The organism is Tepidimonas ignava, assembly GCF_004342625.1.
GTDB lineage: Bacteria > Pseudomonadota > Gammaproteobacteria > Burkholderiales > Burkholderiaceae_C > Tepidimonas > Tepidimonas ignava.
Genome location: NZ_SMAH01000009.1, coordinates 55,310 through 78,937, shown reverse-complemented (window position 1 = coordinate 78,937; position 23,628 = coordinate 55,310). Strand labels below are relative to the sequence as shown.

Below are 23,628 nucleotides of genomic sequence, written 5' to 3'. Positions count from 1 at the left end.
GCTGGCTCAGCCGACGCTGAAGCTGGAGCCGCAACCGCAGGTGGTCACCGCGTTGGGATTGCGGATGACGAACTGCGCGCCTTGCAGATCTTCCTTGTAGTCGATTTCGGCGCCCATCAGGTACTGCAGGCTCATCGCGTCGATCAACAGGGTGACGCCCCCACGCTGCATTTGCGTGTCGTCCTCGTTGACGGTTTCGTCGAACGTGAAGCCGTACTGGAACCCCGAGCAGCCACCGCCCTGCACGAACACGCGCAGCTTCAGGTCGGGGTTGCCCTCTTCGGCGATCAGCTCGGCCACCTTGGCCGCCGCCGCGTCGGTGAACACCAGCGGTGCGGGCATCTCTTGGGTGGTGTCGGGGGTGGCGGCATCGGCAACGGCGCTCATGGCAATCCTCTCGAAAATGGGTTGGGTGCAAGCTTAGCGCATCCGGGCGCGCCAGGGGGCGCACCCGGGGCGCCAAACCCCTACTGCGCGCAGTGGTTTGTGCCGCCGCTGGCGGCCCCAACCCGGCAACAAAAACGCCTGCCTCCCCGAGCGCGGGACCGGCAGGCGGTGGCGGGTCGCTGCGGCCCGGGCACGCGGCGGGGACTGCCCGCGCCACGCGCACCCAGGGCCTGGCGCCGGATCAGCGCTTGCTGAACTGCTTGGCGCGGCGGGCCTTGCGCAGACCCACTTTCTTGCGCTCGACTTCACGCGCGTCGCGCGTGACGTAGCCCGCGGCGCTCAGTTGCGGCTTGAGGCTGGGGTCGTAGTCGATCAGCGCACGCGTGATGCCGTGGCGCACCGCACCCGCTTGCCCCGACTCGCCGCCGCCGTGGACGTTGACCATGATGTCGAACGTCTCTTCATGACCCGTCAGCACCAGCGGCTGGCGCGCGATCATGATGGAGGTCTCGCGACCGAAATACTCGCGGATGTCACGACCGTTGATCGTGATCTTGCCCGAGCCCTTTTTGAGGAACACGCGGGCGACGCTGGTCTTGCGCCGGCCGGTGCCGTTGTTCCATTCACCGATCATGCTGCCGCTCCTTTAGATTTCCAGCACCTTGGGTTGCTGGGCACCATGCGGATGCTCCGGGCCGGCGTAGACCTTGAGCTTTTTGATCATGGCGTAGCCCAGCGGCCCCTTGGGCAGCATGCCCTTGACGGCCTTTTCCAGCGCGCGGCCCGGGTGCTTGGCCTGCATGTCGCGGAAATTGATCGAGCGAATGCCACCGGGGTAGCCGGTGTGGCGGTAGTAGATCTTGTCCTGGGCCTTGTTGCCCGTGACGCGGATCTTGTCGGCGTTGACGACGATGATGAAGTCGCCCGTGTCGACGTGAGGGGTGTAGATGGCCTTGTGCTTGCCGCGCAGTCGGCGTGCCACTTCGCTGGCGACACGTCCGAGCACCTTGTCGGTGGCGTCAATCACAAACCACTCATGCACCACCTCAGCGGGCTTGGCGCTGAAGGTCTTGGTCATGGTTTGGGTTCCTGTGGTTTGGCCGGCTCTTTTCCACGGTCGGAGCCGCTTCTGCTGGCGGCCTCTGAGGTGGTGTTGCTGCTTCGCCGCGGAGCCTGGCGTGGCGCTGCGAAACAGGGCATTATAGCCCATAGACGACAGCGCGCCAGCGCCACGCCGGCTGCGCGGACGCCTCGGCTACGATAGCGCACGATGTTCAGTTACCGACACGCCTTCCACGCGGGCAACCACGCCGATGTGCTCAAGCACCTGGCGCTGCTGGCCGCCCTGCAGCACCTGCAGCACAAGGACACCGGCCTGTGGCTGGTGGACACGCACGCCGGCGCCGGCCAGTACCGGCTCGACCACGACGCCGCGCAAACCTCGGGCGAGGCCGCAGCCGGCATCGGCGCGCTGTGGCGCCACGCCCAGGGGCAGGCCGACACCCCACCACCGGTGCGCGCCTACCTGGAGGCCGTGGCCGCGTGCAACCCCGACGGCGCGCTGCGCCACTACCCCGGCTCGCCAGCGCTGCTGGCGCAACGGCTGCGGCCCCAAGACCGGCTGGCCCTGTTCGAGTGGCACCCCACCGACGGAAGGCTGCTGGACCGCCAGGTGCGCGCCTGGAGCGAGCAATGGCCGCACGCCCGCATCACGCTGCGGCGCGACGACGGGCTGCGCGGCCTGCGCGCGCTGCTGCCACCACCCACGCGCCGTGCGCTGGTGCTGATCGACCCCAGCTACGAACTCAAGACCGACTACGCCGCCGTCGTGGCCACCGTGGGCGAGGCGCTGCACCGCTTCGCCCAAGGGTGCTACCTGGTGTGGTACCCGCTGATCGGGCGCGAGCAGGCGCACGCGCTGCCCAAGCGGCTGCGTGCGTTGGCGCAGCACCATGGCCGCGCCTGGTTGCAGGCCGAGCTCAACGTCGGCACGCGCCCCGACCCGCAGCGCAAGGCCGCCGCCGCACGCGGGCGCGTCACCACGGGGCTGCGCGCCAGCGGCATGCTGATCATCAACCCGCCCTACACGCTGGCCGAGCAGTTACGCACCGCGCTGCCCTGGGTGCTGGACGCGCTTCGCCAAGGCCCTGGCGCCGCGTGGCGGGTGGACGGCGGCGAGCCCCCGCGCGCCTAAGACGCCGGGTCCCCAACGCCCCCGCCCCGGCGGCTCAACCCGTGGGGGGCTGCGCCCGGCCCAAGCGGCTGCGTCCGCTCACGCGGCCGCCAGCGCCTGCTCCAAATCGGCTTTGAGGTCGTCGATGTGCTCAATGCCAACGCACAGGCGCACGGTGTCTTCGGTGACACCCGCCTTGGCCAGCTCCTCGGGCGACAGTTGCCGGTGCGTGGTGCTGGCCGGGTGGGTGGCCAGCGAGCGCACGTCGCCGATGTTGACCAGCCGCGTGAACAGTTGCAGCGCATCCAAAAAACGCTCGCCGGCCGCGCGCCCGCCTTCGATGCCAAAGGTCAGCAGCCCCGACGCGCGCCCGCCCAGGTAGCGCTGCGCCAGCGCGTGGTACGGGTCGTCGGGCAGGCCGGCGTAGCGCACCCAGCGCACCTTGGGGTGCGCGCGCAAAAACCGCGCCACCGCCAGCGTGTTGTCGCAGATGCGGTCCATGCGCAGCGGCAGCGTCTCGATGCCCTGCAGGATCAAAAAGGCGTTGAACGGCGAAATCGCCGCGCCCATGTTGCGCAGCGGCACCACGCGCGCGCGGCCGATGTAGGCCGCCGGCCCCAGCGCCTCGGTGTAGACCACGCCGTGGTAGCTGACATCCGGTTCGTTGAGGCGCTTGAAGCGCGCTTTGTGCTCGGCCCACGGGAACTTGCCCGAATCGACGATCGCGCCGCCCACGCTGGTGCCGTGGCCACCCAGGTATTTGGTGAGCGAATGCACGACGATGTCGGCGCCGTGCTCAAACGGGCGGCACAGGTAGGGGCTGGGCACGGTGTTGTCGACGATCAGCGGCACGCCGTGGCGGTGCGCGATGGCCGCCAGCGCCGCCAGGTCGGTGACGTTGCCGCGCGGGTTGCCCATCGACTCGCAGTAGATGGCCTTGGTGCGCGCGTCGATCAGCGGCTCGAAGGTTTCTGGGCGGTCGCTGTCGGCAAAGCGCACCTCGATGCCGTACTGCGGCAGCGTGTGCGCAAACAGGTTGTAGGTGCCGCCGTACAAGGCGCTGGCCGACACGATGTTGTCGCCCGCCTCCGCAATGGTCTGGATGGCGTAGGTGATGGCCGCCTGCCCCGAAGCCAGCGCGAGCGCCCCGACGCCACCTTCCAGCGCCGCCAGGCGCGCCTCCAGCACCGCCTGGGTCGGGTTCATGATGCGGGTGTAGATGTTGCCCGGCACCTTGAGGTCGAACAGGTCGGCGCCGTGCTGCGCGCTGTCGAAGGCGTAGGCCACCGTTTGGTAGATCGGCGGCACGACGGCCTTGGTGGTCGGGTCGGGTTGGTAGCCGGCGTGCACGGCCTGGGTTTCGAATCGCATGGCAGGTTCTCCTCGGCAAACCACGGGGGTCAGGGATGGCGGCGGCAACGATAGCGCAGCGTGGCCGACGTTGTCCACGAATTTCGGCTCATGTTCTTATACGCCCAAGCGTATAAACACCCGCTCACACTGGCGCCAGGCCCAAGCGGTCCAGGATCGCCAGCGTCGGCTCGGCCTGGTTCATCGTGTAAAAGTGCAGCCCCGGCGCGCCGGCGCGCAGCAACCGCTCGCACAGCGCGCTGACCACGTCCAGGCCAAACGCGCGGATCGAGGCCGTATCGTCGCCGTAGCCCTGCAGCCGCAGCCGGATCCAGCGCGGGATTTCGGCGCCGCAGGCATCGGAAAACCGCATCAACTGCGTGGCGTTGGTGATGGGCATGATGCCGGGCACGATGGGCACGGTCACACCCGCCGCGCGCGCTTCGTCGACGAAGCGCAGGTAGGCGTCGGCGTTGAAAAAATACTGCGTGATGGCGCCGTCGGCCCCGGCGGCGACCTTGGCGGCGAACGCCTGCAGGTCGGCCTCGGGCGAGCGCGCCTGGGGGTGCATTTCGGGGTACGCCGCCACCTCGATGTGAAAGGCGGCGCCAAACTCCGCGCGGATGAACGCCACCAGGTCGCGCGCGTAGGTGAATTCCCCCCCCAGGCCGTAGCCGCTGGGCAGGTCGCCGCGCAGCGCCACCAGGCGGCGCACGCCCAGGCGCTGCAGCTCGGCCAGTTGCGCGCGCACGCGCTGGCGCGTCGCGCCAATGCACGAAAAGTGCGCCGCGGCGTCCACGCCTTCGGCCAGGATCTCGGCCACCGTGGTGAACGTGCCCTCCTGCGTGGAGCCGCCGGCGCCGTAGGTGACCGAGCAAAACTGCGGCCGCGCGGCGTACAGCCGCTGCCGCGCGGCGCGCAGCTTGGCCGCGCCTTCGGGCGTCTTGGGCGGGAAAAACTCAAAACTCAATGGGCAAGCCATGCCAAAAACTCCCGGTTGCCATCGCCACCGGCGATGGGGCTGTCAAAGTAGTCGCGCAGCCGCAAGCCCAGCGCCGCAGCCGCCGCTTCGATGCGCTGGCGCACCCGCGCCCAGGCCGCCGGGTCGCGCACCACGCCACCCTTGCCGATGTCGGCCGGCTGCAGCTCGAACTGGGGCTTGACCAGCATCAGCATGTCGCCGCCGGGCGCCAGCAGCGGCACCAGCGCCGGCCACACCAGCGTTTGCGAGATGAAGGACAGGTCCCCGACGATGAGGTCAAACGGTGGCGCCGCCGCCGCACCGCCCAGCGCACGCAACCGCTCGGGGGTGAGCTCGCGCGCGTTGCAACCTTCGATGGCGATGACGCGCGCGTCGGCGCGCAGCCGCGGGTGCAACTGGCCGTGGCCAACCTCCACCCCGACCACGCACGCAGCGCCGTACTGCAGCAGGCAGTCGGTGAACCCGCCGGTGCTTTGGCCGACGTCGAGGCACCGCCGCCCAGCCACCGCCACGCCGGTGCGCTGCAGCGCGGCGGCCAGCTTGAGCCCCGCACGCGACACGTAGCGCACCTCGGCGTCGTCGGCCACGCGCAGCTCGGCGTGCGCAGGCAGCGCCTCGCCGGCTTTGCGCACCGTGCGCCACGCCGCGGCGACCTCGGGCCGCCACTGCACCGCGCCGGCGTCGATGAGCCGCTGCGCCGCCGAGCGCGACGCCACCAGGCCGCGCTGCACGAGCTGCTGGTCTGCCCGCATCGCGCCCGCGCCGGCCCTCAGTAGCGGTAGGTGTCGGGCTTGTACGGCCCCTCTTTAGGCACGCCGATGTAGGCGGCCTGCTCGTCGGTCAGCTCGGTCAGCATGGCGCCGAGTTTTTTGAGTTGCAGCCGCGCCACCTTTTCGTCCAGGTGCTTGGGCAGCACATAGACCTTGCCCTTTTCGTAGTAGTCGCGATGGGTGAACAGCTCGATTTGCGCGATGGTCTGGTTGGCAAACGAGCTGCTCATCACGTAGCTCGGGTGGCCGGTGGCGCAGCCCAGGTTGACCAGCCGCCCCTTGGCCAGCAGGATGATGCGTTTGCCGTCGGGGAAGATCACGTGGTCCACCTGCGGTTTGATCTCCTCCCACGTGCACTTGGCCTCCAGCGCCGCGACGTCGATCTCGTTGTCGAAGTGGCCGATGTTGCACACGATGGCCTGGTCTTTCATGCGGGCCATGTGCTCGTAGGTGATGACGTGCTTGTTGCCGGTGGCGGTGACAAAGATGTCGGCCTTGTCGGCGGCGTAGTCCATCGTGACGACCTTGTAGCCTTCCATCGCCGCCTGCAGCGCGCAGATGGGGTCGATCTCGGTCACCCACACCTGGGCCGAGAGCGCCCGCAGCGCCTGCGCGCTGCCCTTGCCGACGTCGCCGTAGCCGCACACGACGGCGATCTTGCCGGCGACCATCACGTCGGTGGCGCGCTTGATGCCGTCCACCAGCGACTCACGGCAGCCGTACAGGTTGTCGAACTTGCTCTTGGTGACGCTGTCGTTGACGTTGATGGCGCGAAACATCAGCTCGCCGCGCGCGGCCATCTGCTGCAGCCGCTTGACGCCGGTGGTGGTCTCCTCGGTCACGCCGATGATGCGCGCGGCCTTGCGGCTGTACCACGTCGGATCCTGCGCCAGGCGCTGGCGGATGGCCGCAAACAGCACGCGCTCTTCTTCGCTGGTGGGGTGGTCCAGCACCGACGCATCGCGTTCGGCCCGGCAACCCAGGTGCATCAGCAGCGTGGCGTCACCGCCGTCGTCCAGGATCATGTTGGGGCCTTCGTCGGGCGCGCCCGCGGGGCCGAACTCAAAAATGCGGTGCGTGTAGTCCCAGTACTGCTGCAGCGTTTCGCCCTTGAAGGCAAACACCGGCGTGCCGGCGGCGGCGATGGCGGCGGCGGCGTGGTCCTGGGTAGAAAAGATGTTGCACGAGGCCCAGCGCACCTGCGCGCCCAGCGCCTGCAGCGTCTCGATCAACACCGCGGTCTGGATCGTCATGTGCAGGCTGCCGGCGATGCGCGCGCCCTTGAGCGGCTGGCTGGCGGCGTACTCCTCGCGGATCGCCATCAGCCCCGGCATTTCGGTTTCGGCGATGCGGATTTCCTTGCGGCCCCAGTCGGCCAGGCCGAGGTCGGCCACCACGCAGTCGGTGGGCAGCGGGGTGTTGAGCGGTGCGTTCATGCGGTGACTCCTTCGCGTCGAGGGCCACCGGTGCGTGGGCGCGGGGATCAAGCTCACACCACGCGCCGGTGGGGTGAGCGTCGTTGGCAACAAAACCGCCGCCCCGGCGGGTGGGCGCGGTCGGTCGTCCGTCGAGCCTCGCGCCACCGGCTTGGCGGAACCGGCCACGGCGCTGCAACGCTCCTCGCGGAACGACGTGCATTATAGGGTGGGCCGGGCGCGCACGCTTTCTATAATCGGGCATGCGCCATCCGGCGCTGTCGCCCCCTTTGGACCCACGCACCATCTTGGACACCGTCGCCCCCGCCCCCACCGCCACACCGGCGTTGCAGCTCGTGGCCGCCGACATGCAAGCGGTGGACACCGTCATTCAGCAACGGCTGGGCAGCGACGTGCCGCTGGTGGGGCAGGTGGCGCACTACATCGTGGGCGCGGGCGGCAAGCGGGTACGCCCGGCCTTGCTGCTGCTGATGTGCGCGGCGCTGGGCTGCGCCGACCCGCGGCGCCACACGCTGGCGGCGGTGGTGGAGTTCATCCACACCGCCACGCTGCTGCACGACGACGTGGTGGACGAGTCCACGCTGCGGCGCGGGCGCGACACCGCCAACCAGGTGTTTGGCAACGCCGCCAGCGTGTTGGTGGGTGACTTTTTGTACTCGCGCGCGTTCCAGATGATGGTGGACTGCGGCGACATGCGCATCATGCGCGTGCTGGCCGACGCCACCAACGTCATCGCCGAGGGCGAGGTGCTGCAGTTGATGAACATGCACGACGCGCACCTGGACGAGGCCGCGTACCTGCGCGTCATCCGGGCCAAGACGGCCAAGCTGTTCGAAGCCAGCACCCGTATCGCGGCGCTGCTGGCCGACGCCGATGCCGACACCGAGGCGGTCTGCGCCGAGTACGGCCAGGCGCTGGGGGCGGCGTTTCAGATCGTCGACGACGTGCTCGACTACGAAGGCGATGCCGCCGAACTCGGCAAAAACCTCGGCGACGACCTGCGCGAGGGCAAGGTGACGCTGCCCATCATCTGCACGCTGCGGCGTTGCCACGCCGACGAGGCCGCGCTGATTCGGCAGGCCATCGAAACCGGCGGCAGCCAGCAGCTGAGCGAGATTTTGCGCATCGTGCGCGCCAGCGGCGGGCTCGACGAAGCGCGCGCCTGGGCCGCGCGCGAGGCCGAGCGCGCCATCGCCGCCGCACGCGCGCTGCCCACCGGCGGCGCGCCCGAGCGCGAGCGGCACCAAAAAGCTCTGGTACAATTAGCGGCTCAGCTGCTGACGCGCCGCGCCTGAGGCGCATCGCACCGCCAGCAGCAGGCCTCGGGGTGTAGCTTAGCCTGGTAGAGCGCTACGTTCGGGACGTAGAGGCCGGAGGTTCGAATCCTCTCACCCCGACCATCGACCCATGCACCATCGCCCAAGCCCCTGCGTCAGGGGCTTTTTTGTTGGAGCGCCTCAAAGGCGCGCGAGCAAACGGTCGGGGTTGACGCGCACCTTCACCTGCTGCGGCGCCACACTGCCACGCACCGCCCAGGCGGGCTGTTCGGTGTCGCGCAGCGGCGGTTCGCCACGCGGCAGCCCGTCGCGGCCGATCAGCGCAAACACAAGCGGCGTGTTGGCTCGGCGCCCGCGGCGGGCCACCACGCCCAGCTCGCCGCTGGCCAGCTCCACGTAGCTGCCCGGTACGTACAAGCCCACCGTTTTGACCAACGCCGTGCCCAACGGCGTGGGCACGCCGCTGGCGTCCAGCGCCACGTCGCGGGCCGCGCGCGGCGGCGGCAAGCCGGGGCGGTGCACGCGCGGGCTCAGGCGCGCCACGTACACATCCGCCAGGCGCAGCAGCTGCGCTTCGCGCGAGGGGTCGGCCACGCCGCGCGGGTACCCGCCGCCGCCGCTGACCTCGTGGTGGTCACGCACCAACGCCAGCCACAGCGGGTCGCTGACCCCGAGGCGGCGCAGCAGCCCTTCCCCGCGCTCGGGGTGCGCCAGCACGGCGCGGCGCTGCTCGCCGTGCAGCGGTCCTTCTTGCCGCGCCAGGTCGTCGTGCAGCCGCGCCATGCCCACGTTCATCGACAGCGCGGCGCGGCGCAGGCTCTGCAGCGTCGCCTCGGGCCAACGCAGCGTGTGGTGCGCGGTCAACTCCGCCACCACGGCGCAGGTCAGCGCATGGCTGGCGCTGTAGCCCAGCTCCGGGTTGAGCAGCATCTGCACCAACACAAAGAGCACGTCGTCCGCGCCGTGCTGGCGCACCAGCGCTTGCAGGCGCTGGTCCACGCGCACGAACCGCCCGCTCCAATCCTGCAGCTGCTCCCCTTGGTGCAGCAGCAGCGTCAGCGCCGCGTGCAGGTCGGCCAGCGCTTCGGTCAGGGGGCGCTGGTCCTCGTCGATCGCGGCCGGGGGCTCGAACGCCATCGGCCGCGCCACGCCGGCGATGGCCTGCAGCGGCTGGTTGCTGCGCAACGCGCGGTCCAGCGCCGCCGTGTAGTGAAAGCGCCAGACCTCGTGGTCTTCGCGCCGGATCATCGGCGCGTGCATGCGCAGCCACTCGCGGTGGTGTTCGTCGCGGATGATGGCGCCCTTGCGCAGCAGCAGCTGGCCGCGCGCGTCCCAGACGTTGACGGGCAGCGGCTCACCCAGGGTGATCTCGTCGATCGGCAATGGCACGTACATGGTGGCGGGCTTTCCCAGGCGCGACTGTAGCGCAGCGCCCCTCGACGCAAAGCCTGCATCATCGCCGCAAAGCCACGATTCATGGCGATAATGCCTCACCATGCCGTTCGATGGGAACTTCATCCGATGACCGACGCCGCGCTGCCCGTGATCGCCGTCGACGAGCTGCGCGTCGGCCACTACGTGCTGCTCGACCTGGGGTGGATGGACCACCCGTTCGCACGCAACAACTTCCGCATCGAATCGACGCGCCAGATCGAAACCATCCGTGCCCTGGGTCTGACGCGGGTGCGCATCGACCCGGCCCGCAGCGACCCCGAAAGCGACCCCGAACCGCCGTCCGCCCAGCCCGGCGCGGACACGCCGGACGCCGCCACCCCGGAGCGCGGCGCCGACCCGCGCCGCTTGGCCTTGGCGGCGCAGCGGCGCGCGCTGCAGCAGTGCGAACGCCGCTACCACGAGGGCACGCGACGCTACAAAGCCCTCGCGGACGAGGTGGAGCGCGCACCGCAGGCCGCAGGCGCGCAGGCGCGGGCGTTGGTCCATGAGCTGGTGGGCGAGCTGGGTGCCCAGGCCGAATCGGCGATCCGGCTGCTGGGCGACGTCCAGGGTGACCGTGGCGCCCAGCACGCGATGAACGTGACGGTGTTGGCGCTGCTGCTGGGGCGCGCGCTGGGCTTCGATGCGCCGGCGTTGCAGGCGTTGGGGCAAGCGGCGCTGCTGCACGACATCGGCAAGCTGCGGCTGCCGGAGGTTGTGCGGCACAAGGACGACGCGTTCACGCCGGCGCAGCTCAAGGCCTACCAATCCCACCCGGACGAAGGGGCCGCGCTGGTGCGCGCCATGGGGCTGGACGAGGCGGTGGCGCAGGCGGTGGCGCAACACCACGAAGCCGCCGACGGCAGTGGCTTTCCGCACGGCCACGCGGCCGAGGCGCTGCTGCCCGCCGCCCACGTGCTGGCGTTGATCAACCGCTACGACCGTCTGTGCAACCCCCACCACCCGGCCAAGGCGCTCACGCCCCACGAGGCCTTGGCCCTGCTGTTCGCGCGTCACAAAGCGCAGTTCGACGCGCGCACGCTGGCCGCCTTCATCCGCATGATCGGGGTGTACCCGCCGGGCTCGATCGTGCAGCTCAGCGACGGGCGCTACGCCACCGTGCAGGCGGTCAACGCCAGCCGGCCGCTCAAGCCCCGCGTGCTGGTGCACGACCCCGCGGTGCCGCGCAGCGAGGCGCTGCTGCTGGACCTGCAGGCGCAGCCGCAGCTGTCGATCCAGCGCAGCCTGCGGCCCGACCAACTGCCGCGCGCGGCGCTGGACTACCTGGAGCCACGCGCCCGCTACTGCTACTTTTTTGAGCGTGCGCTCGATGCCCAGGCCGGGGAGGAACAACCGTGAGCCACCTGCACTGGGTCGCCATCACGGAAGGGCTGCTGGAGTCCGTGTGGGTGGTCGACCCCGAAACGCTGCACATCCTCGCCGTCAACGAAGCCGCGCTGCGCCTGTTGGGCGCGCGGCGCGACGAGGTGGTGGGCAGCCCCGTGCACCGCTGGGCCAGCGACCTGCAAGACCACGTGTACTGGGACGAGTGGCGCCGCGGTGTGGTGCAGACGCTGGAGTCCGAGGCGATGCTGGTGCGCCGCGATGGCGAACTGCTGCGCGTGCAGCGGCGCATCGGCCCGGTGCGCCCCGCCGACGGCGCGACCGTGGTGCTGGTGGCGATGCAGGACCTGACCGAATACCAACGCACCCAGCAGCGCCTGGAGGAACTGCTGGCCGAGCTGCGCGCGGTGCTGGAGTCGTCGTCCGACGGCATCCTGGTGTGCGACCTGGACGGGCGGGTGCGGGCGTTCAACCGTGCGTTTGCGCAGATGTGGGCCTTGCCCACCACGCTGCTGACGACGCCCGACGATCCGGCGCTGCTGCGGCATTTGGCGGCCAGCGTCAGCGACGCCAGCGCGTTTCAGGCGCGCTTGAGCGAGCTGCAACGCGCCCCGCTGATGGAAGCGCACGACATCGTGCTGCTGCGCAGCGGCCGCATGCTGGAGCGCGCCTCGCGCCCGCAACTGGCGCGTGGGCGCCCGATTGGCCGCATCCACGTGTACCGCGACGTCACCGAGCGCGCCGCCATCGACGCCAAGCTGCGCCTGGCGGCCAAGGTGTTCGAGTCCAGCCTGGACGCCATCGTCGTCACCGACCCCGAGCGACGCATCGTCGCGTGCAACCCCGCGGCGCTGCGGCTGACCGACCGGGCCAACGACGACCCCGCCGGCCAGCCGGTGGCCACGCTGCTCGACGCCCCCAACCGCCCCGGCTGGGAGGCGGAGGTGGCGGCGGCGCTGGCCGAGCGCGGCTACTGGGAAGGCGAGCTGTGGCTGCGGCGCGCGCACGCGCCCGCCGTGGCGCTGCTGGTGTCGTGGGTGCTGCTGCGCGACGCGCAGGGGCAGCCGCTCAACACCGTGCTGTTCGCCAAGGACCTGTCGGAAAAGCTCGAGGCCCAGCGCCGCATCGAGCAGCTGGCCTACCACGACCCGCTCACCGGCCTGCCCAACCGGCTGCTGCTGGGCGAGCGCGTCGCCCACGCGGTGCGGCTGGCGCAGCGCAGCGGGCGTGGCTTTGCGGTGCTGTTTTTGGACCTGGACCGCTTCAAGGGCATCAACGACTCGCTCGGGCACGCCTTTGGCGACCGTGTGCTGGTCGAGGTGGCGCAGCGCCTGCAGCGCTGCTTGCGGCAAACCGACACGCTGGCGCGGCTGGGGGGTGACGAGTTCGTCATCCACCTACACGACGCCGACCGCAGCGCCGCCGAGCGCACCGCGCAGCGCATCATCGACGCGGTGGCGCGCCCGGTGACGATCGACGAGATGCAGTTCACGCTGTCGTGCAGCATCGGCATCGCCATGTACCCGCACGACGGCACCACGCTGGACGAGCTGATCCAGTGCGCCGACACGGCGATGTACCAGGTCAAGGAGCGTGGCAAAGGGCACTGGCGCTTTTACCAGGCCGAGATGAACGCGCACCTGCTGGCGCGCATCCAGACCGACCACGCGATGCGCCTGGGGTTGCAGCACGGCGAATTCGAGCTGCACTACCAGCCGCGCGTGGACCTGCGCAGCGGCCGCGTGACGGCGTGCGAGGCCCTGCTGCGCTGGCACCGCCCCGGCCATGGGCTGGTGCTGCCGGGGGCCTTCATCGGCGTGGCGGAGGAAACGGGCCTGATCGCGCAGCTTGGGCAGTGGGTGCTGGAGCAGGCGGTGGCGCAGGCGCGCCGCTGGGCCGACGCCGGGCGCCCTGCGCAGGTGGCGGTCAACGTCTCGGCGCTGCAGTTCGAGCAGACCCAATTCGTGCAGGACGTGGCCGATACGCTGCAGCGACACGGGCTGCCCGCCGGCCTGCTGGAGCTGGAGCTGACCGAATCGATCCTGGTGCGCGACGCCGAGGAAGCGCTGGCCAAGCTGCAGGCGCTGGCCCAGCTTGGCATCACGCTGTCGCTGGACGACTTTGGCACCGGGTATTCGAGCTTGACGTACCTAAAGCGTTTTGCGCTGCACCGACTCAAAATCGACCGCAGCTTCGTGCTGGCGCTGCACGAGGACGGCCAGGCCGACGCCGCCATCGTCGCGGCGATCGTGCAAATGGGGCACGCGCTGGGCATGGAGGTGGTGGCCGAGGGGGTCGAGCACGCGCCGCAACTGCAGCGGCTGCAGGCGCTGGGCTGCGACCACTTTCAGGGCTTTTGGTACGCGCGGCCGTTGCCGGTGGCCGAGGTCGAAGCGCACCTGGGTCGCACGGTGACGCTGCCCGGTGCGGCACCCGCCCCCTCAGCCTGACCCGAGGGCCGCCACCCACGCCTGCAGGTCGTCGGCCTTGACCTGCCCGAGCTTGCGCGCATGCACGCGCCCCGCCGCGTCGAACACGACACTGAACGGCAGCGCGCCGGTGGCGTTGCCCAACTGCTTGGCCAGCTCCGTGCCGCCCAGGCCCGCCAGCCCCACCGGCAGCGTCAGCGGCATGCGCTGCAAAAAGGTGCGCACGCTGCTGGGCTGGTCGATGGCCAGCGCCAGCACGCGCCAGCCGCTGGCGCGCCGCTCGTCGTAAAAGCGCTGCAGCAGCGGCAGCTCTTCCACGCACGGCGGGCACCAGGTGGCCCAAAAGTTGAGCAGCAGCGGACCGCCGCGCAGCGCCTCGGCACGCACTTCGTCGCCCGCGGGCGTGGGCCAACGCCCGGCCCAAAACGCCGCCGCGGCCGCGTCGGCCGCCGGCTCCAGCCGCAACCGCCACGCGGCCACGCCGGCGCCGGCCAGCGCCGCCAGCGCCCCCACACCCACCATCCAGCCCCGCCGCGTGCCGCTCATGCCTGGGCTCCTTCGGCGTCGGCGTGCAGCAGCGCCTGCAGCTCGGCCGCCGTGCCGCGCGGGGTGCGCCCCAGCGCATCGGCCAGGCGCGCCCCACGTTGCGCTGCGGTGTCGTTGACCCACAGGTGCACGGTCACCCAGTCCTGCAGCGCCTCGCAGCGCTGCGCGACGCTGAGCACCTCCACCTCGCGTCCGTGCAACCCGCGCGCGCGCTGCGCGTCGTAGCGCACGCCGGCGTTGATCAGGGCGATCTCCACCGCTTTGGGGTCGTCGCTGAACAACTGCAGGTGCACGTCCGAGCGCCGCGTCGCGGTGCCGTGCCACACCGCCCCGCCCACCAGCGGCTCGAACGCCGCCAGGCGCTGCATCCACTGCAGCGCCACGCCGCGCAGCGCGTGCAGCTCGGCCGGCTGGGTGTCGGCGTGGAAGATGGCCAGGTGCTCGCGGATGGCGGCGTCCAGGGTCGCCGCGTCGGGCAGCGGCGTGCGCGCGGGCAGCCCCAGGCGCTGCAGCGCGCGCTGGCAGGCCGCGCGTGCCTCCAGGCCTTCGTCCACCATGTGGGCGGCGGCCAAGGCGGCGATTTCGTGTTGCAGGGCGGCAGGCATGCCGGCATTGTCGGCGATTCGCGGCCATGGCGCAGCGGCCCGCGATAATGCGCCCATGCACATCCACATTTTGGGCATCTGCGGCACCTTCATGGGTGGTCTGGCGGCGCTGGCGCGCGAGGCCGGCCACCGCGTCACCGGTTGCGACGCCGGCATCTACCCCCCGATGAGCGAGCAGTTGCAGGCGCTGGGCATCGAGATGATCGAAGGCTACGGGGCCGATCAGCTCGCGCTGCGCCCCGATGTCTTCGTCGTCGGCAACGTGGTCAGCCGCGCCCGGCTGCCCGACGGCCGCCCCAAGTTCCCGTTGATGGAAGCGATTCTGGACACCGGCGCACGCTACACCAGCGGCCCGCAGTGGCTGGCCGAGCACGTGCTGCACGGTCGCCACGTGCTGGCGGTGGCCGGCACCCACGGCAAGACCACCACCACCGCGATGCTGGCCTGGATCCTGACCTGCGCCGGGCACAACCCCGGCTTTTTGGTCGGCGGGGTGCCGCTGGACTTTGGCGTCTCGGCGCGGCTGGGGCGCGGGCCGTCGCCAGGGCAGCGCCCACCGTTCGTCATCGAAGCCGACGAGTACGACACGGCGTTTTTCGACAAGCGCAGCAAGTTCGTGCACTACCGTCCCCGCACCGCCGTGCTCAACAACCTGGAGTTCGACCACGCCGACATCTTCGACGACCTGGCGGCCATCGAGCGGCAATTCCACCACCTGCTGCGCACGGTGCCGGCCAGCGGCCGCGTGGTGGCCAACGGGCTGGAAGAGAGCCTGACGCGCGTGCTGCACCAGGGGCTGTGGAGCGAGCTGCGCACCTTCGGCGCCGCCGACAGCGACTACACGGCCGAGGGCGAGCCGCACGACTTTGCCGTGCTGCGCCGTGGCACGCCGGTGGCGCGCGTGCGCTGGGGCCTTGCCGGCGTGCACAACCAGCTCAACGCGCTGGCGGCCATCGCCGCGGCCGAGCACGTCGGCGTCGAGCCGGGTCAGGCGGCCGAAGCGCTGGCCGCTTTTCAGGGGGTGCGGCGGCGGCTGGAGGTGCGCGCGCGGGTCGCGCTGGGCGACGGGATCGTCACCGTGTACGACGACTTTGCGCACCACCCGACGGCGATGCGCACCACGCTGGAGGGCCTGCGCCAGCGGCTCGACGCGCAGGGGCGCGGGCACGAGCGCATCGTGGCCATTTTCGAGCCACGCTCCAACACGATGAAGCTGGGCACGATGAAAGCCCAGTTGCCTTGGGCCCTGGAGCCGGCCGCGCTGGCGTTTTGCCACGCCGGCGGCCTGGGCTGGGACGCCGCCGCAGCGCTGGCCCCGCTGGGCGCGCGCGCGCAGGTGGCGCCCGACATCGACACGTTGGTGGCGCAGGTGGTGGCCGCCGTGCGCCCGGGCGACCACCTGCTGTGCATGAGCAACGGCGGCTTTGGCGGCGTGCACGACAAGCTGGCCACGGCGCTGAGCGCCGCCGCCCACGCGCCCGGCGCCGCGGCGCTTCAGTAACCGACCGTCAGCGCGGGCACGTCCACCTTGACGATGGGCTTGGCCAACAGGCTGCTGGCCGCGCGCGCGTACACCATCGCCCAAGCCCGGTGCTCGGGCTGGGCGAAGCGCTCCTCGCCCACCGCTTGGGCGATGGCCAGCACCTTATCAGCGGTCAGCACCTTGCCGGTCAGGCGCAGCGGCTCACAACCCAACGCGGTGAACTGCTCGTCCAGCCACTGCCGCGCCAGCTCGTGCGGCATCGGCTGCACTTCGTCGAGGTCGAACGTGTACTCCCGCCCGGGGCCAAAGGAAACGATGACGTGGTTGCGCATGGTCCAGCCTTGCTGTGGGGGCGGGGTGCCACGCGGCACGCGCCTGCGTTGCCCCCGCAGCCCCCATGGTACACCGCGGCGGCGCCGCTGTGCGGCCGGCGCGCCCGCCCGCGTCAGCCGCGCTGCCGCCGGCGCTGCGCCACCGCCGCGGCCAGCGTGTCCAGCACCTGCACCGAGGTGTCCCAGTCGATGCAAGCGTCGGTGATGCTCTGGCCGTAGGCCAGCTTGGCCGGATCGTCCTTGCCCGGGGTGAACTTTTGCGCGCCGCCGCACAGGTGGCTTTCCACCATCACCCCAAAAATGCGCTGCGAACCGGACGCGATCTGCGCGGCCACGTCGCGCGCCACGTCCACCTGGCGTTCGTGCTGCTTTTGGCTGTTGCCGTGGCTGCAGTCCACCATCACGCGCGCGGGCAGCTTGGCGTCGGCCAACTGCTGGCAGGCGATGGCCACGCTGTCGGCGTCGTAGTTGGGCAGCTTGCCGCCGCGCAGGATGACGTGGCAGTCGGGGTTGCCTTTGGTGCGTACGATGGCCACCTGGCCGTTTTTGTGCACCGACAGGAAGTGGTGCGGCCGGCTCGCCGCCAGGATGGCGTCGGTGGCGATGCGGATGTTGCCGTCGGTGCCGTTTTTGAAGCCGATGGGCGCGCTCAGCCCCGAGGCCAGCTCGCGGTGCACCTGGCTTTCGGTGGTGCGCGCGCCGATCGCCCCCCACGAGATCAGGTCGGCGATGTACTGCGGGCTGATGACGTCGAGGAATTCGCTCGCCGCGGGCAAGCCCAGCCGGTTGATTTCGATCAGCAACTGGCGCGCGATGCGCAGCCCCTCGTCGATGCGGAAGCTCTCGTCGAGGTACGGGTCGTTGATCAACCCCTTCCAGCCCACCGTGGTGCGGGGCTTTTCGAAGTACACCCGCATGATGATCTCGAGCGTGTCCGCATGGCGGTCGCGCTGCTCTTTCAGCCGCCGGGCGTACTCCATGGCCGCGGCGGGGTCGTGGATCGAGCACGGCCCGATGATGACCAACAGGCGGTCGTCCTTGCCGTGCAGGATTTGGTGGACGGCGCGGCGCGTGTGCGTGATGAGCTTTTCGATCGCGGTGCCCCGAATCGGAAAAAAGCGGATCAGGTGCTCGGGCGGCGGCAGCACGGTGATGTCCTCGATGCGTTGATCGTCGGTCTGGCTGGTGCGGTCGGCCGGGTGCGCGTACCACGCGTCGCTCAAGCTGGGTTTGGCGGGGCTCGGGCTCATGATCGGGACTCCTTGCATCGTGCGGATGGGGGCAAAAAAAAAACCGCCGGTGTTGCCACCGACGGTTGGGGAGGGTTGGATGCGCGCTTTACTGGGGGCGACTTCCGTCCTCTCGACCGCCGGTGGGGCCAGAGAACCAAAAGTAGCCAAAGTAAAAGCTGCGCCGTTGCATGACACTCAATGTAGCACAGTTTGTCGGACACGCGGCTGACAGCCAGCCGACGCGCGTGGCATCGGCGCAACAGCCGCGGTCGCAGCCTTAGACGGTGCCGCCCACCGTCAGGCCGTCGATGCGCAGCGTGGGCTGCCCCACGCCCACAGGGACGCTTTGGCCTTCCTTGCCGCAGGTGCCGATGCCAGCGTCGAGCTGCAGGTCACGCCCGATCATGCGCACGCGCTTGAGCGCTTCGGGGCCGCTGCCGATCAGCGTGGCGCCCTTGACCGGGTAGGCCAAGCGGCCGTTTTCGATCCACCACGCGCTGCTGGCCGAAAAAACGAACTGACCACTGGTGATGTCCACCTGCCCACCGCCAAAGTGCGTCGCGTACAGGCCACGCTTGACGCTGGCGATGATTTCCTGCGGATCGTGCGGGCCCGCCAGCATGTAGGTGTTGGTCATGCGCGGCATGGGCAGGTGGGCGTAACTTTCGCGCCGGCCGTTGCCGGTGGCGGTCACGCCCATCAGGCGCGCGTTGAGGCGGTCCTGCATGTAGCCACGCAACACGCCGTCTTCGATCAGCACGTTGCATTGGGTGGGCTCGCCCTCGTCGTCGATGTTGAGCGAGCCGCGTCGCCCCGCCAGCGTGCCGTCGTCCAGCACGGTCACGCCCTTGGCCGCCACGCGCTGGCCGATGCGCCCGCTGAAGGCGCTGGAGCCTTTGCGGTTGAAGTCCCCCTCCAGACCGTGGCCGACCGCCTCGTGCAGCAGCACACCGGGCCAGCCCGGGCCCAGCACCACGGTGAGCTCGCCTGCCGGTGCGGGGCGTGACTCCAGGTTGGTCAGCGCCGCGCCCACGGCCTCGTCCACGTACTGCGTCAGCAGCGCGTCGTCGAAGCGCTCCAGGCCCCAGCGCCCGCCACCGCCCGCGGAGCCGACCTCGCGCCGTTGGCCCTGCTGCGCGATCACCGTCAGCGACAGGCGCACCAGCGGACGCACGTCGGCGGCCAGCACGCCGTCGGCGCGCGCCACCAGCACCACGTCGTACTCCGCGGCCAGCCCGGCCATCACCTGCACCACGCGCGGGTCGCGTGCACGCGCCATGCGCTCCAGCCGCTCCAGCAACGCCACCTTGGCCGCGCTGTCCAGCGTGCCGATGGGGTCGTGCGCCTCGTACAACTGGCGCGACGGCGCCACGCGACGGCGCCGGCGGCGCAGGTCGGCCTGCTGCGCAGCGCCCACGCGGCCGATGGCGCGCACGCTATCGGCGGCTTCGCGCAGCGCCGCCCAGCTCAGGTCGTCGGCGTACGCAAACGCGGTCTTGTCGCCGCTGATGGCGCGCACCCCCACGCCTTGGTCGATGCTGAAGCTGCCGGTCTTGACAATGCCTTCCTCCAGGCTCCAGCCTTCGCTGCGCGTGTACTGGAAGTACAGGTCCGCGTCATCGACACCGGGCCCCATGATGCGCGCCAACGCCCGGCGCAGGTGGGTTTCGTCCAATCCGTAGGGTTCGAGCAGCAACGTGCGCGCCGTGGCCAGGCGCTGCAGGGTCGGTTCAACGGCGATCATGCGCCGCATTGTAGGCAGGCCCCGTCCACCCTGCCACCGCCAGGGCCGCGGGGCGCGTCAGGTAGGCACCAGGCGCTTGTGCCGCCCCACCGACAGCATCAGCCCCAGGCTGGCACCCAGCGCCACCATGGCGGTGCCACCGTAACTGACGAACGGCAGCGGCACCCCCACCACCGGCAGCAGCCCGCTGACCATGCCGATGTTGACGAACGCATAGACGAACTGCACCAGAATCAACGCCCCGGCCAGCAGCCGGCCAAACAGGGTCGACGCTTCCATGGCCAGCACCAGGCCGCGCCAGATGAACACGCCGTACGCGGTCAGCAGCACCAGCACCCCCACCAGGCCGAACTCCTCGGCCAAGGCGGCGAAGATGAAGTCCGTGCTGCGTTCGGGCACGAAGTCCAGGTGGGTTTGCGTGCCCTGCATGAAGCCTTTGCCCCACACCCCTCCGGAGCCGATGGCGATGAGCCCCTGCAAAATGTGAAAGCCCTTGCCCAGCGGATCGCGCGTCGGGTCCAGCAGCGTGCACACGCGCTGACGCTGGTACTCGTGCAGCACCACCCAGTCCACCCCGGGCGCGCACCACTGCGGCTCCATCACCACCAGCACGCCCACCCCGAGGGCGCCCAGCAGCAGCGGCGGCACGATCAGCGCCCAGCTCAGGCCTGCGAAATAGATCACGAACAGCCCCGAGGCCAGCACCAGCAACGCCGTGCCCAAGTCCGGCTGCAACATGATCAAGCCCACGGGCAGCGCCAGCAACCCGGCGGCCACGGCAAAGTCCAGCGCCCGCAGCCGCCCCTCGCGCCGCTGGAACCACCACGCCAACATCAGCGGCATGGCGATTTTCATCAGCTCGCTGGGCTGAAGCGTGATCACCCCGAGGTCCAGCCAGCGCTGCGCACCCTTGCGCGTCACGCCCACCAGCTCCACCGCCACCAGCAGCAGCACCCCCACCACGTAGGCCGGCACCGCCAACGCCTGCAGGCGCTGCGGCGGCACTTGGGCCACCACCACCATCACCACCGCACCGATCAGCAGGTTGCGCAGGTGATCCTGCACGCGGCCTTCGATGTCGAACGCCACCGACAGCATGACCAGTTGCCCCAGCAGCGCCAGCAGCGCCACCGACAGCAGAAACGGCCCATCGAAGCCCCGCACCCACGGGGCCAGGCGGGTCCACAACGGCGGTTTTTGGATCACGACGGCCATGGCGGCTGCATTATCCTGTGCGCCATGGCCACCACCCTCGACACCCCGGCAGCGCCTTGGCCGGCGTGCAGCCACGTGCTGTACCTGCACGGCTTTCGCTCCTCGCCGCGCTCGTTCAAGGCGCAACGGCTGCAGGCTCACCTGCGCGCGCACCACCCCCACGTGACGTGGGCCTGCCCCGCGTTGCCCCCCAGCCCGGCCCAGGCGTGGGCGCTCATCGAGCGCGCCGTGGCCGACTGGCCCGTTGACACGATGGCCGTGGTAGGCTCATCACTGGGTGGGTTTTACGCCACCCGGCTGGCGTGGGCCCGGGGCTGCCGCGCGGTGCTGATCAACCCCGCGGTGGACCCCGCGCGCGACCTGGCGCGCCACATCGGCGAGCACCCACTCTGGCACGACCCCACCGAGCGCATCCACTTTCAGCCCGCCTACGTGGAGGAGCTACGCCGGTTGACCGTGGGGGCGCTGCCGCACCCCGAACGGGTGCTGCTGATCGCCGCCACCGGCGACGAGGTGCTGGACTGGCGCGAGATGGTGGCGCGCTACCCCGGCAGCGCGCACCGCATCGTGCCTGGCAGCGACCACGGGCTGTCGGACTTCGACGAGCACCTGCCGGCGCTGCTGCGCCACCTGGGCCTGGAGTGACGCCGCCATGGCCAAGGACAAAACTCAGTACAGTTGCAGCGCCTGCGGCGGCTCCACGCCCCGCTGGCACGGACGCTGCCCGCACTGCGGGGCTTGGAACACGCTGGTGGAGGTGTTGGCCCCCGCAAGCATCGCAGCCCAAGGTGGCCTGGGCGCGCTGCGGCAGGGGCTGGCCGCCACCGGAACGCTGGCGCGGCTGGCCGACATCGACGCCGCCGACGTGGCGCGCACCCCCACCGGCCTGGCTGAGCTCGACCGCGTGCTGGGCGGCGGCGTGGTCCCCGGCGCCGTGGTGCTGATCGGTGGCGACCCCGGCATCGGCAAATCGACGCTGCTGTTGCAAGCGCTGGACGCGCTGCAGCGCGCCGGCCTGCCCACGCTGTACGTCACCGGCGAAGAAAGCGGCACCCAGGTGGCGCTGCGCGCGCGCCGTCTGGGGCTGGCGGACAGCCAGGTTGCCGTGCTGCCCGAGGTGCGCCTGGAGACCATCCTGGCCACCCTGCAACAGCAGCGCCCCGCGGTGGCGGTGATCGACTCCATCCAGACCATCTACACCGAGCAGCTCAGCTCCGCGCCGGGCTCGGTGGCCCAGGTGCGCGAGTGCGCGGCGCTGCTGACGCGCGCGGCCAAAACCAGTGGCGCGCACGGCACCACCCTGGTGCTGGTGGGGCACGTCACCAAAGAGGGTGCGTTGGCCGGCCCACGCGTGCTGGAGCACATGGTCGACACGGTGCTGTACTTCGAAGGCGACGCGCACAGCAGTTTTCGGCTGGTGCGGGCGATCAAAAACCGCTTTGGCGCGGTCAGCGAGCTGGGCGTGTTTGCGATGACCGAGCGTGGCCTCAAGGGCGTGGGCAACCCCAGCGCGCTGTTTTTGAGCCAGCACCGCGAGCCCGTGCCCGGCAGTTGCGTGTTGGCCACGCTGGAAGGCACGCGCCCGCTGCTGGTGGAAGTGCAGGCGCTGGTGGACGCCGGCGGCCCCGCGCCGCGGCGCCTGAGCGTCGGCCTGGAGCGCGACCGCCTGGCCATGCTGCTGGCCGTGCTGCACCGCCACGCCGGCGTGGCCTGCGGCGACCAGGACGTGTTCGTCAACGCGGTGGGGGGCGTGCGCATCGCCGAGCCGGCGGCCGACCTGGCGGTGCTGCTGGCCATCGTCAGCAGCCTGCGCGGCAAGCCCCTGCCGCGCGGCTTCATCGCCTTTGGCGAGGTGGGCCTGGCCGGCGAGGTGCGACCCGCCCAACGGGGCCAGGAGCGGCTCAAGGAAGCCGCCAAACTGGGCTTTGGCGTGGCCGTGGTGCCCAAAGCCAACCTGCCACGCAAACCCGACGCCGCCTTCGCCCGTGCCACCGAGGGCATGACGCTGCACGGTGTGGAGCGTGTCGACGAGGCGCTGGAGGTGCTGCGCGGGCTGGCTTGACCCCGACCGCGGCGGGCCGGGGTTGACGCTGATCGGGCTCTTTCTCAAAATGCCCGCCAAGACACTGCGTTGCTGACGCGCAACCAACGAGGAGAGGGCCGGCGCATGTTCTGGAGACGCATTGCAACGCTTGGCAGCATGGCCGTATGGGGTGGGGTCGGGGCGTTCTTGTGGCTTGGCGCACCGCATCACGCCCGCGCCGCGGACGACGCCGCGCTGTGGCAAGCCCTGGCCACACGGCCCCACATGGTGGTGGTGATGCGCCACACCGAGGTGGGCCGCGAGGGACAATCGACCGCTTACGACCCCAGCGGCCAGTGCCGCGGCGAGCGCATGCTCACCGGCAAAGGGCGGCGCGACGCCGAGGCCATCGGCCGCGCCTTCGCGGCGCACGGCTTGCCGCCCGAGCGCGTGCAGGTGGTCGCTTCCGCCATGTGCCGCACGCGCGACACGGCGCGCCTGGCCTTCGGCAAAGCCGAACTCGAACCCCGGCTGCGCGAATTCCTCTCGGGCAGCGTCAGCCTCAACGAAGCGATGGACGCCGCCGAGGAATGGATCCGCCGCCTGCGTGGCCCCAACCCGGTGGTGCTGATCACGCACCTGCCCAACATCGACGCGCTCACTGGCGAGCAAATCGAGTACCACCAGGCCGTGGTGGCCGAAAGCGACGAGCGCGGGCAGCTCAAGGTGCTCGGCGTGCTGGACCTGCAGCCCTGAGCGGCCGACACCGGGTTTTCCCTGTTGGGATAGGGGTTTTGGCACCCTAGGATACCCCTACCCGCACGGGATCATGACAGAACCTGGCGCAAGCGACGCGCGGTGCGGGG

22 protein-coding genes, 1 tRNA gene and 1 riboswitch are annotated in these 23,628 nt (G+C 70.5%); of the genes, 9 read left to right on the top strand and 14 right to left on the bottom strand.

Annotation, left to right across the window (positions count from 1 at the left end):
• Positions 1-6: 6 nt before the first annotated feature.
• The 3 genes from erpA to rplM all read right to left on the bottom strand — a co-directional run bounded on the left by erpA (position 7) and on the right by rplM (position 1,465).
• Positions 7-387, bottom strand: coding sequence for an iron-sulfur cluster insertion protein ErpA (erpA, locus tag EDC36_RS08240; protein WP_132962779.1), 381 nt, complete (start codon positions 385-387; stop codon positions 7-9).
• Positions 388-628: 241 nt separating this feature from the next.
• Complete coding sequence (gene rpsI / locus EDC36_RS08235) at positions 629-1,021, bottom strand: 30S ribosomal protein S9 (protein ID WP_132962778.1); 393 nt, start codon at positions 1,019-1,021, stop codon at positions 629-631.
• A 12-nt stretch (positions 1,022-1,033) separates the two neighbouring features.
• Positions 1,034-1,465 (bottom strand): 50S ribosomal protein L13, encoded by a 432-nt coding sequence (gene rplM, locus EDC36_RS08230; RefSeq protein WP_132962777.1) that lies wholly within the window; start codon positions 1,463-1,465, stop codon positions 1,034-1,036.
• A gap of 192 nt (positions 1,466-1,657) precedes the next feature.
• On the opposite strand from rplM, the gene EDC36_RS08225 reads away from it, so the two are divergent.
• Positions 1,658-2,581 carry a 23S rRNA (adenine(2030)-N(6))-methyltransferase RlmJ gene (locus tag EDC36_RS08225; protein ID WP_132962776.1) on the top strand — a complete coding sequence of 308 codons (924 nt, stop codon included), beginning with the start codon at positions 1,658-1,660 and terminating at the stop codon, positions 2,579-2,581.
• Between the two features lie 78 nt (positions 2,582-2,659).
• On the opposite strand, the gene EDC36_RS08220 is transcribed toward EDC36_RS08225, so the two are convergent.
• From EDC36_RS08220 to ahcY, 4 genes are all read right to left on the bottom strand, one after another.
• A complete protein-coding gene (locus EDC36_RS08220; protein ID WP_132962775.1) occupies positions 2,660-3,931 on the bottom strand; it encodes an O-acetylhomoserine aminocarboxypropyltransferase/cysteine synthase family protein in 1,272 nt (423 codons plus the stop codon).
• A 124-nt stretch (positions 3,932-4,055) separates the two neighbouring features.
• Positions 4,056-4,892: a methylenetetrahydrofolate reductase [NAD(P)H] gene (gene metF / locus EDC36_RS08215; RefSeq protein ID WP_132962774.1), complete on the bottom strand. Its 837-nt coding sequence runs from the start codon at positions 4,890-4,892 to the stop codon at positions 4,056-4,058.
• Entirely contained in the window at positions 4,877-5,644 is a 768-nt protein-coding gene (locus tag EDC36_RS08210; protein ID WP_132962773.1) for a TlyA family RNA methyltransferase, read from the bottom strand. The genes metF and EDC36_RS08210 overlap by 16 nt, the downstream gene beginning before the upstream one ends.
• 17 nt (positions 5,645-5,661) lie before the next feature.
• Positions 5,662-7,098, bottom strand: a complete 1,437-nt coding sequence (gene ahcY / locus EDC36_RS08205; RefSeq protein WP_132962772.1) for an adenosylhomocysteinase — start codon at positions 7,096-7,098, stop codon at positions 5,662-5,664.
• Between the two features lie 105 nt (positions 7,099-7,203).
• A riboswitch (S-adenosyl-L-homocysteine riboswitch) is annotated at positions 7,204-7,290 on the bottom strand.
• Positions 7,291-7,340: 50 nt separating this feature from the next.
• Here ahcY and EDC36_RS08200 point away from each other — a divergent pair.
• Together EDC36_RS08200 and EDC36_RS08195 are read left to right on the top strand one after the other, a co-directional pair.
• Positions 7,341-8,393 carry a polyprenyl synthetase family protein gene (locus tag EDC36_RS08200; RefSeq protein WP_132962771.1) on the top strand — a complete coding sequence of 351 codons (1,053 nt, stop codon included), beginning with the start codon at positions 7,341-7,343 and terminating at the stop codon, positions 8,391-8,393.
• 28 nt (positions 8,394-8,421) lie between these two features.
• Positions 8,422-8,498, top strand: a tRNA-Pro gene (locus tag EDC36_RS08195).
• A 57-nt stretch (positions 8,499-8,555) separates the two neighbouring features.
• On the opposite strand, the gene EDC36_RS08190 is transcribed toward EDC36_RS08195, so the two are convergent.
• Positions 8,556-9,770 (bottom strand): HD-GYP domain-containing protein, encoded by a 1,215-nt coding sequence (locus EDC36_RS08190; protein WP_132962770.1) that lies wholly within the window; start codon positions 9,768-9,770, stop codon positions 8,556-8,558.
• A gap of 126 nt (positions 9,771-9,896) precedes the next feature.
• On the opposite strand from EDC36_RS08190, the gene EDC36_RS08185 reads away from it, so the two are divergent.
• Positions 9,897-11,168 carry an HD-GYP domain-containing protein gene (locus EDC36_RS08185; protein WP_132962769.1) on the top strand — a complete coding sequence of 424 codons (1,272 nt, stop codon included), beginning with the start codon at positions 9,897-9,899 and terminating at the stop codon, positions 11,166-11,168.
• Positions 11,165-13,603 (top strand): sensor domain-containing protein, encoded by a 2,439-nt coding sequence (locus EDC36_RS08180; protein WP_243646528.1) that lies wholly within the window; start codon positions 11,165-11,167, stop codon positions 13,601-13,603. Before EDC36_RS08185 ends, EDC36_RS08180 begins: the two co-directional genes overlap by 4 nt.
• On the opposite strand, the gene EDC36_RS08175 is transcribed toward EDC36_RS08180, so the two are convergent.
• Both EDC36_RS08175 and EDC36_RS08170 read right to left on the bottom strand, forming a co-directional pair.
• Positions 13,595-14,128 carry a TlpA family protein disulfide reductase gene (locus tag EDC36_RS08175; RefSeq protein ID WP_132962768.1) on the bottom strand — a complete coding sequence of 178 codons (534 nt, stop codon included), beginning with the start codon at positions 14,126-14,128 and terminating at the stop codon, positions 13,595-13,597. The two genes, EDC36_RS08180 and EDC36_RS08175, sit on opposite strands and share 9 nt — an antisense overlap.
• Positions 14,125-14,733 carry a hypothetical protein gene (locus EDC36_RS08170; RefSeq protein WP_132962767.1) on the bottom strand — a complete coding sequence of 203 codons (609 nt, stop codon included), beginning with the start codon at positions 14,731-14,733 and terminating at the stop codon, positions 14,125-14,127. The genes EDC36_RS08175 and EDC36_RS08170 overlap by 4 nt, the downstream gene beginning before the upstream one ends.
• A 55-nt stretch (positions 14,734-14,788) precedes the next feature.
• Between EDC36_RS08170 and mpl the strand changes: the two genes are divergently transcribed.
• Positions 14,789-16,234 carry a UDP-N-acetylmuramate:L-alanyl-gamma-D-glutamyl-meso-diaminopimelate ligase gene (gene mpl, locus EDC36_RS08165; protein ID WP_132962766.1) on the top strand — a complete coding sequence of 482 codons (1,446 nt, stop codon included), beginning with the start codon at positions 14,789-14,791 and terminating at the stop codon, positions 16,232-16,234.
• Here mpl and EDC36_RS08160 read toward each other — a convergent pair.
• The 4 genes from EDC36_RS08160 to rodA form a co-directional block, all read right to left on the bottom strand.
• Positions 16,228-16,548, bottom strand: coding sequence for a hypothetical protein (locus EDC36_RS08160; RefSeq protein ID WP_132962765.1), 321 nt, complete (start codon positions 16,546-16,548; stop codon positions 16,228-16,230). The two genes, mpl and EDC36_RS08160, sit on opposite strands and share 7 nt — an antisense overlap.
• 113 nt (positions 16,549-16,661) lie before the next feature.
• Complete coding sequence (locus EDC36_RS08155) at positions 16,662-17,798, bottom strand: 3-deoxy-7-phosphoheptulonate synthase (RefSeq protein WP_132962764.1); 1,137 nt, start codon at positions 17,796-17,798, stop codon at positions 16,662-16,664.
• A gap of 259 nt (positions 17,799-18,057) precedes the next feature.
• Positions 18,058-19,524 (bottom strand): metalloprotease TldD, encoded by a 1,467-nt coding sequence (tldD, locus tag EDC36_RS08150; RefSeq protein WP_132962763.1) that lies wholly within the window; start codon positions 19,522-19,524, stop codon positions 18,058-18,060.
• Positions 19,525-19,581: 57 nt separating this feature from the next.
• Positions 19,582-20,739 (bottom strand): rod shape-determining protein RodA, encoded by a 1,158-nt coding sequence (gene rodA / locus EDC36_RS08145; protein ID WP_132962762.1) that lies wholly within the window; start codon positions 20,737-20,739, stop codon positions 19,582-19,584.
• 24 nt (positions 20,740-20,763) lie between these two features.
• Between rodA and EDC36_RS08140 the strand changes: the two genes are divergently transcribed.
• The 3 genes from EDC36_RS08140 to EDC36_RS08130 all read left to right on the top strand — a co-directional run bounded on the left by EDC36_RS08140 (position 20,764) and on the right by EDC36_RS08130 (position 23,518).
• Complete coding sequence (locus EDC36_RS08140; RefSeq protein WP_132962761.1) at positions 20,764-21,384, top strand: YqiA/YcfP family alpha/beta fold hydrolase; 621 nt, start codon at positions 20,764-20,766, stop codon at positions 21,382-21,384.
• Positions 21,385-21,391: 7 nt separating this feature from the next.
• Positions 21,392-22,801, top strand: coding sequence for a DNA repair protein RadA (gene radA / locus EDC36_RS08135; RefSeq protein WP_132962760.1), 1,410 nt, complete (start codon positions 21,392-21,394; stop codon positions 22,799-22,801).
• A 138-nt stretch (positions 22,802-22,939) separates the two neighbouring features.
• Positions 22,940-23,518 (top strand): histidine phosphatase family protein, encoded by a 579-nt coding sequence (locus EDC36_RS08130; protein WP_165902838.1) that lies wholly within the window; start codon positions 22,940-22,942, stop codon positions 23,516-23,518.
• The last annotated feature ends 110 nt before the right edge of the window (positions 23,519-23,628 follow it).